The organism is Conexibacter arvalis (assembly GCF_014199525.1).
Classification (GTDB): Bacteria; Actinomycetota; Thermoleophilia; order Solirubrobacterales; family Solirubrobacteraceae; genus Conexibacter; species Conexibacter arvalis.
Map to the genome: position 1 here is coordinate 799,972 of NZ_JACHNU010000002.1, position 7,588 is coordinate 807,559.

Genomic DNA, 7,588 nt, shown 5'->3' on the forward strand with positions numbered 1-7,588 from the left:
CCCCTGGCGCAGGTCGCAACTTGACGCGACCGTCGCTGGCCGGGATCAACGGAAGGTCCGGCTTGGAAAGACCCAGACCGGCCACGAAGTCCGCAACCGCCGGTGTCGGTAAGTTTGCCGCCGTGAACCTGCAGGAGATCGAAGAGGCCGTCACCAGGCTGGACCTGGCCGAGGGGCCTGGGCTTATCCACTCGCTGCTGCTGGCGTATGGGCTGCCGAGAGCTTCGATCAAGCGGCTGCAGGCCGGCTCCTACAACAAGTCCGACCGACCGGGCGAGACCCTGTGGAGGGGGAAAGTCTTCGACCGCTTCGTCGACGCGAGCGGTGGCGACCTGCACGCTCTGATCGACGACGCCGCGGCCGACGAGCGGATCGCGAAGCAGCGTCCACGTTTCCTGATCGTCCGCGACGCGATCCGCCTGCTCGCGCTCGACACCGCGAACCGTGACACGCTTGACATCGCTCTCACCGAGCTGCCGGCCAACACGGCGTTCTTTCTGCCGTGGGCCGGAATAGAGAAGCAGCAGCTCGAGAACCTCCACTATGCCGACGTCAAGGCGGCCGAGCGGATGGCGCGGCTCTACGACGAGATCGTCAAGACCAACGCGATCGCCGGCATCGACGCCATCAATCTCCTCAACGTGTTCTTCGCACGGCTGCTGTTCTGCTTTTTTGCCGAGGACACGGGGGTTTTCCCGAAGGGCTCCTTTACCGGCGCCGTGGCGTCGTTGACCAACCCGTCCGGCGAGGACACAGCTTCCTTCTTGGACGCGCTGTTTACCGTGCTGAACACGCCGGTTGAAGAGCGCGCCGGCATGCCAGCACACTTCCTCCAGTTCGGCTACGTCAACGGCAGCCTCTTCGACGTCACCGCGCCCGCCCCGCGTTTCTCCGCCAGAGCGCGCTCGATTGTCATCGACTCAGGCACGCTGGACTGGTCGCGAATCAACCCCGACATCTTCGGCTCGATGATGCAGGCGGTCGTCCACCCCGGCGACCGCCAGGCGTTTGGAATGCACTACACGAGCGTCGAGAACATCTTGAAGGTGATCCGGCCGCTCTTCCTCGACGACCTCGAAGCGGCGCTCACGGCGGCGGACACCACCGCAAAGCTGCGAGCCTTCATCAGACGACTGTCGCGGATCCGCGTCTTCGACCCCGCCTGCGGCTCAGGCAACTTCCTCGTCATCTCCTACAAGGAGCTGCGGCGGCTGGAACATCAGGCGCTGCAGCGGATCACCGAACTCGACCCTTCGTCGGCCCAGCTCTTCACGTTCTCGGCGATCTCGCTCGACAGCTTCTACGGCATCGAGATCGACGGCTTCGCCACCGAGGTCGCGATGCTCGCGCTGTGGATCGCCAAGCACCAGATGAACGTTGAGTTCAAGGAGCTCTTCGGCGCCGAGATCCCGCTCATCCCGCTCAGGGAGTCCGGCCACGTCGAGTGCGGGAATGCGACGCGGATGGCGTGGGAGGCGGTGTGCCCACCGGACGAAGGACGCGAGACGTACCTCTTGGGCAACCCTCCCTACCAGGGCGGCACAAAGCAGACGGCCGAGCAGAAGGCGGATCTCGTCTATGCCTTCGAGAACCGTCAGATCAATCGCTATCTCGATTACGTGTCTGCCTGGCTGATCAAGGGTGCGAGGTTCGTGTCTGCGCATGGCGCCAAGGCCGGATTCGTGGCGACGAACTCCGTCTCGCAGGGCAACCACGTTGGCCTCCTGTGGCCCCACATCCACGAGACCGGCGTGGAAGTCATCTTTGCTCACGCGCCATTTCGGTGGTCCAACAGCGCGAAGGGCAACGCCGGTGTGACCTGCGTCGTCATCGGACTTGCTCCGTCCGGATCCGTGGTAGACAAATGGTTCCACGTGGACGGAACTCGACGCAGGGCCGCATCGATCAACAGCTACCTCGTGCCAGACGGCGCCGATGCGATCGTCACCGCACGCGACGACCGGGTCCATGGATTCCCGAAGATGGCTTTCGGAAGCATGCCGCGCGACGGCGGACACCTCGTGCTCGGGCCGGAGGAGCACCGAGCGCTTATCGCCAGCCACCCGGAAGCAAGAACCTTCATAAAGGTCTACATGGGATCGGAAGAGCTTCTTAGAGGCAGACGCCGGTACTGCATCTGGGTCTCGGATGCCGATGCGGACGAAGCCAGTGCGATCGAGCCTCTCCGAGAGCGATTCGCCAGGGTACGCTCATACCGTGCGGCGAGCAGCGCGGAAAGCACTCGAAAAGCGGCAGCGTCTCCGCATCGGTTCGTCCAGGTTGCCCACAAAGATGACCCTGCGATCATGATTCCGCGCGTATCCTCCGAACGACGCGAAGTCATCCCTGTTGCGTTCACCGACTCCGGCACCGTCATCTCGGACCAGGGGTGCGCCGTCTATGGCGCCGATCCTTGGCTCTTTGCGCTGCTGCAATCCCGACTCCACACAGCGTGGGTGCGGACGGTCGGAGGCAAGATGAAGACCGACTATCGCTACTCGGCAACGCTCTGTTACAACACCTTCCCGGTCCCGCCGCTTGGTGACGCGGACAAGGCGCGGCTCACGGAGCACACGTTTGCGGTTCTTGGGGCGCGCGAACGCCACGCGGAGATGACGCTCGGTGACATGTACCTTCCCGAGAAGATGCCCGCCGATCTGCGGCGCGCGCATGAGGCGCTCGACGAGACCATCGACGCGCTCTACGGCCTCAGCGGACCGACCGACGAGGAGCGCCTCGTAGTGCTCTTCGACATGTACGAGGGGGCGATCGCCGCCGAGACCGTGGCGGTGGCGTAGCCGCATGCCAAACCTCGTTGACGTCACCTACCGCCGCACTGGCGCGAGCACGAAGACGGACGCGCTCGGCATGCGTGAGATGCAGGCCAAGGCGTTCGCAGCGCGTGCCAGCCGGTACCTGCTGATCAAGGCGCCGCCGGCGTCGGGCAAGTCGCGCGCGCTCATGTTCATCGCGCTCGACAAGCTCTATAACCAGGGCCTCAAGAAGGTGATCGTCGCCGTGCCGGAGCGCTCGATCGGCGCGTCGTTCGCCAGCACGAGGCTGACGCAGTCGGGCTTCTTCGCCGACTGGGAGGTCACGGCATCCAACAACCTCTGCACTCCTGGGTCGGAGCGGTCGAAGGTCGAGGCGCTCAAGGGGTTTCTCGAAGGCTCCGATCCCGTGCTCGTCTGTACTCATGCGACGCTGCGCTTCGCCCATGACGCCGTCGATGAGCGGCTGTTCGACGACGTCGTGCTCGCGATCGACGAGTTCCACCACGTCTCGGCGTCGGAGAACAGCCGCCTCGGCGAGCTGCTTCGGTCGGTCATGGCGCACACAAGCGCGCATGTCGTCGCGATGACCGGTTCCTACTTCCGCGGTGATGCCGTTCCGGTGCTGTTGCCCGAGGATGAGGCGAAGTTCAAGAAGGTCACCTACAACTACTACGACCAGCTTGACGGGTACACGCACCTGAAGACGCTGGGGATCGGCTACCACTTCTACCGCGGCCGGTACACCGAGGCGATCGACGAGGTGCTCGACACCGATCGCAAGACGATCCTGCACATCCCCAGCGTGCAGTCCGGCGAGTCGACGAAGGACAAGCACCGCGAGGTCGACGAGATCATCGACGCGATCGGGACCATCGACCGCCAGGACGAGTACGGCGTGGTCCACGTGCGTCGCACGAGCGACGGCAAGGTGATCAAGGTCGCTGACCTCGTTAACGACGTCCCCGCGGAGCGCGCGAGGATCGTCGAGTACCTGCGGACGATGACCGGCGTCGACGACATCGACCTGATCATCGCCTTGGGCATGGCGAAGGAGGGCTTCGACTGGCCGTGGTGCGAGCACGCACTGACCGTCGGATACCGCGGCTCCCTGACCGAGATCGTCCAGATCATCGGCCGCGCCACTCGCGACAGCTCCAACAAGACGCACACCCAGTTCACCAACCTCATCGCTCAGCCCGACGCGGGCGACGACGACGTGAAGATCGCCGTCAACAACATGCTCAAGGCGATCACGGCCTCGCTGCTCATGGAGCAGGTGATCGCGCCGAACTTCAAGTTCAAGACGAAGCGAGACGAGGACGACCTGCCCGACGTGGGCGAGCTGAAGATCGCGGGCTTCAAGGAGCCCTCGACCGACCGCGTGCGCTCGATCGTGGAGGAGGACCTCAACGACCTCAAGGCGCAAATCCTGCAGGACCAGACCATGCTCAAGGCGATGCCGGGCAACATCGACCCCGAGGTCATGAACAAGGTCCTGATCCCCAAGATCATCCGCACCCGCTATCCCGACATCAGCGAGGAAGAGGTCGAGCAGGTCCGCCAGTACGTCGTCACCGACTCGGTGATAAAGAACGGCGAGATCAAGGACGTTGGCGACAAGCGCTTTGTCTTGATGGCGAACAAGTTCGTCAATATCAACGACATCACGATCGACCTGATCGACACGGTCAATCCGTTCCAGAAGGCGTTCGAGATCCTGTCGAAGTCGATCACCAAGCAGGTGCTGCGCGTGATTCAGGACGTCATCGACAGCACCCGCATCGACATCAGCGAGGAGGAGGCGCTGATCCTCTGGCCCAAGGTCAATGCCTTCGTGCGCGCAAGTGGCGAAGCCCCGAGCATCCGCTCCGAAGACCCCCAGGAGCGGCGGATGGCGGAAGCCTTGTTGTTCCTGCAGAAGCAGCGCCGCGAGCTGAGCGTCTGACGTGGAGCGCGACGTGTTGTTGAGGATGCTGGCCGAGGACGAGTTCGGCCTGCTGGAGCTTCCCGTCAAGGCGCCGCCGGTCACCCCGGAGGACCGGGTCATCGCCGCCTACGAGGAGATCGCCCACTTCGTCCGCACCCACGGACGCAACCCCCAGAGGAACGCGGCCGATATCGGCGAATCCAAGCTCGCGATGCGACTCAAGGCGTTCTCGGAGGACGAGGAGAAGCGCACGCTGCTGGCGGATGTCGATGAGCTGGGCCTGCTCGCTGAGCCCGAGCCGCCTGCCAGCCTCGAGGAGGTCTTCGACGACGACCCGCTCGGCCTCCTCGGCAACGCCGAGGAGATTTTCACCCTGCGCCACGTGCCCAAGTCGCAGACGATGCCCGCGGAGGTCGCACGGCGCCGGCCCGCACCGGATTTCGAGCAGTTCCGCCGGCTGTTCGTCGACTGCCAAGCCGATCTGCGCGCGGGACGACGCAAGCTGCTGCCGTTCAAGAACCCGAGCGAGATCAGACCTGGGCGGTTCTTCGTTCAGGGCGGAGTGCTGCTGTACGTGGTCGAGGTCGGCGAGCGCCGCTACGACAAGATCCAGAAGGCGAACGCACGAACCCGCTGCATCTTCGAGAACGGCACGGAGTCGGGCCTGCTGCTGCAGTCACTGGCCAGCAACCTCTACAAGGGCGGCAAGCGGGTCACCGACCTCGACGACGACGCGCTCGACGCCGTCGAGGAGCGGCTGACGCTCGCCGCCGAGACCGAGATGGCCAGCGTCTACGTGCTGCGCTCGCTCAGCGAGGATCCGCAGGTGACCGCATTGCCCGGGGTCTACAAGATCGGCTCGACGTCTCGGACCGCGCGGCAGCGTGTCACGGGAGCTGAGACGACCACGACGTTCCTCGGCGCTTCCGTCGAAGTCGTCGAGGAGTACCTCGTCCCGCGCGGAGCCGAGGGCAGGATCGAACGTCTCCTCCACCGCCTCTTCGCCCCGGCGCGCCTCGACATCTGGTTTGAGCGCGACGGCCGCGCGGTGGCCGACGCCAACGAGTGGTTTGTCGTCCCCTTCGCAGTGATCGACCAGGCCGTCGGCCTGCTGGAGAACAACCAGATCGTGAACTACGAGTACGACCCGGCCAACGCAAAGCTCGCGCTTAAGGCCTGACCGGAGCTAAGCGTGTGGCTTCGCGCCCTTGGCTCGCCGGTCGTGCTCGGTGAGGGGTCACGACGGGCGCCTACGGCCAGCGTAACGCCCGGGATAGCATCGACGGCCAATGTTCGAGCGTTTCGGGCACCCGCGCCCAAGAGTGTCCGAAACCACGGCAATCCCCGCGAATCCGCGGTAATCCGCGCGCCCACCAGCCGATCCGGCGCGGCGCGAATTTCCTGCAGATGCGGCCTTTCTGCGGCATGTGAGCTGCTGGTTCTCACCCAGGAGGTCGTTCGTCGGGCGAGTCGCATGCCAGCGGCGGTGCCCCCGCTCATGCGCGTCGGCGAGCGCGTATCGCGGTCGAGAGCCGCGAAACCAGTCGCGCAACGCGCGCGAGGCGGTCAACGACGGCGTCGAGCCGCTGCTCGAGCTCGGTGATGCGGTCGGCTTCGGCGAGGCGGCCGAGGCGGCGGTGGACCGCGCCGCGGATGAACTCCGCGTGCGCGATCCCGAGCCGCTGCGATTCGCGCTGGATGTCCGCCCAGGTCTCCTCATCGAAGCGGACCGTCGTGGTCCTCACGACGACGCCCGCCGGCGCGGGCTCCGCGCCGGTCGTGGCTCCGCGCGCCGCTCCTCGTAGAGAGCGAACAGCTCAGAGAGCTGCACGCAGAGGCCGGCACTGAGCTTGAGCAGGACCTTGAAGGTCGGGTTGATCTCGCCACGCTCGATCGCGCCGACGTAGTTGCGGTGCAGCCCCGACGCGCTGCCCAGCTCCTCCTGGGAAAGCGCCCGCCGGGCACGCAGCTCACGGACCGTGCGACCGAGCACGTCGTGCTCGACCGACTGCGCCGGTGGGGTGTGGCTGACCATCCCTCAGCCCACCCGCTCGCAAGGTGCCCCCGGGTCGCCCTCGCCGGCGAGCAGCACGAGCAGCGTCCCGCACGCCGAACAGCCCGCTGCCGCCGTACGCAACAACTCCGGTTCGATCCCGCGTCCCTCGGCGTGCTCGCGCAGCAGCACGCTCGCGCGCTCCTGCAGGTGCAGCAGCGCGCGCATCAGCGCCTCTGGCTCCATCGTCAGCGCGTACTCCTCGCCCGGGTCCTCGACCGCCCAGCCGATGTCGTCCAGCAGCCCCATCAGATCCCAGAAGCGCAGCCGCAGCTCCCGCGCCTCGATCACCCTCCCAGCGTCGACGGCCGAGAAGATGTCGCCGACCGACGCCAGCAACGTGAAGGTCAGCTCCCACAGCGCGTCACGCTCGCGCCGTCCGATCGTCACATCCATCCGCGGCCGCTCAGGCGCGCGCACGACACGGATACGAGATTCCCCGCCGCCTTCCGGCGATCGGGAACAATGGTCCTGCATCGAAGGTCCCTCCTTCGGTGCCGGGCCCGGGGTGTTGGCGCACCGCCGGGCCGCTTTACGAGAACGCTGCACAACGCAGCACGCGCAAGCTAGGTGGACCGCAGCGCGGGTGCAAGATGCCGGTGCCAGCGTGCGCACCTGCACGTCTCCGCGAAGACCCCAGAGCGGCTCCCAGAGGCCCGGTTCCTGCATGCCCGATGCAGGTCTTAGATCCTTCGTTAGATCCTTCGGGGCCTCCCAGAACGACAAAACCCCCGCGTTAGAGGCTGTCGCGCAAAGTGCGCGGCGGCCTCGGGCGGGGCTTTCTATTTGTGAGGTTCTCGTGGTCGGCGGCGGGGCCAGCGGGCCAGGACAAGT

At 65.7% G+C, this 7,588-nt stretch carries 6 protein-coding genes; 3 read left to right on the top strand and 3 right to left on the bottom strand.

Features of this window, described 5'->3' with window-relative positions; genetic code table 11:
- Positions 1–122 precede the first annotated feature (122 nt).
- Genes BDZ31_RS12275 through BDZ31_RS25985 form a run of 3 tightly spaced genes read left to right on the top strand, consistent with a single transcriptional unit; the run spans position 123 to position 5,881 of the window.
- Positions 123–2,798, top strand: a complete 2,676-nt coding sequence (locus tag BDZ31_RS12275; RefSeq protein ID WP_183342403.1) for a class I SAM-dependent DNA methyltransferase — start codon at positions 123–125, stop codon at positions 2,796–2,798.
- Between the two features lie 4 nt (positions 2,799–2,802).
- Positions 2,803–4,719 (top strand): DEAD/DEAH box helicase, encoded by a 1,917-nt coding sequence (locus BDZ31_RS12280; RefSeq protein WP_183342404.1) that lies wholly within the window; start codon positions 2,803–2,805, stop codon positions 4,717–4,719.
- Between the two features lies 1 nt (position 4,720).
- Positions 4,721–5,881, top strand: a complete 1,161-nt coding sequence (locus tag BDZ31_RS25985) for a GIY-YIG nuclease family protein (protein ID WP_183342405.1) — start codon at positions 4,721–4,723, stop codon at positions 5,879–5,881.
- A 316-nt stretch (positions 5,882–6,197) separates the two neighbouring features.
- Here BDZ31_RS25985 and BDZ31_RS12290 read toward each other — a convergent pair whose 3' ends face one another.
- The 3 genes from BDZ31_RS12290 to BDZ31_RS12300 are packed head-to-tail and all read right to left on the bottom strand — an operon-like array spanning position 6,198 to position 7,150.
- The gene (locus tag BDZ31_RS12290; protein ID WP_183342406.1) at positions 6,198–6,446 is read right to left on the bottom strand and encodes a hypothetical protein; all 249 of its coding nucleotides are present in this window, start codon (positions 6,444–6,446) and stop codon (positions 6,198–6,200) included.
- Positions 6,443–6,736 (bottom strand): helix-turn-helix domain-containing protein, encoded by a 294-nt coding sequence (locus BDZ31_RS12295; protein WP_183342407.1) that lies wholly within the window; start codon positions 6,734–6,736, stop codon positions 6,443–6,445. The genes BDZ31_RS12290 and BDZ31_RS12295 overlap by 4 nt, the downstream gene beginning before the upstream one ends.
- 3 nt (positions 6,737–6,739) lie before the next feature.
- On the bottom strand, positions 6,740–7,150 hold the full coding sequence (locus tag BDZ31_RS12300) for a hypothetical protein (RefSeq protein ID WP_183342408.1): 411 nt from the start codon (positions 7,148–7,150) through the stop codon (positions 6,740–6,742).
- Positions 7,151–7,588 lie beyond the last annotated feature (438 nt).

Coding starts and splice junctions, on each gene's coding strand:
- BDZ31_RS12280 (WP_183342404.1), top strand. CDS start 2,803: ATGCCAAACCTCGTTGACGTCACCTACCGCCGCACTGGCGCGAGCACG.
- BDZ31_RS12295 (WP_183342407.1), bottom strand. CDS start 6,736: ATGGTCAGCCACACCCCACCGGCGCAGTCGGTCGAGCACGACGTGCTC.
- BDZ31_RS12300 (WP_183342408.1), bottom strand. CDS start 7,150: ATGGATGTGACGATCGGACGGCGCGAGCGTGACGCGCTGTGGGAGCTG.